Source organism: Colwellia sp. BRX10-1, from assembly GCF_014077545.1.
Classification (GTDB): Bacteria; Pseudomonadota; Gammaproteobacteria; order Enterobacterales; family Alteromonadaceae; genus Colwellia_A.
In genome coordinates, this window is record NZ_JACGWC010000114.1 from 1 (window position 1) to 360 (window position 360).

Here is a 360-nt window from a genome sequence, read left to right on the forward strand (position 1 = left end):
TAACGCCCAATTAACGGGCAAAAAATTGTTGGCTAAAATGTTGAGGAACGAAAACAGCCAACTGTTTTTTGTCCCAGTTGAATTGCTTGTTATATGCAAATTATTTATTACTGCACGAGCAACTTATATCGTTATTGTCATTTTTCCATTGAGTATAATTACGATAGGATTCAGGATTGTTACTATTAGCCACGTCACAACTACTTTTAATTTGATTACAAGAAGCCGCATTGTAGCCAAGATCACTATTTGTAATCCCCTCGAAGAAGATGTGCCCAACCTGTTTACCTGAACAACTACTTAGTAATAAGGCGACTAAAAAAATGGATGTTCTCATACATATCCTTTGCATATAACGCC

At 35.8% G+C, this 360-nt stretch carries 1 protein-coding gene; it reads right to left on the reverse strand.

Going from position 1 to position 360, the window contains the following annotated elements:
• Positions 1 to 100: 100 nt before the first annotated feature.
• The coding region (locus tag H4J75_RS19780; RefSeq protein ID WP_220465378.1) for a hypothetical protein at positions 101 to 360 on the reverse strand (260 nt) is incomplete at its 5' end.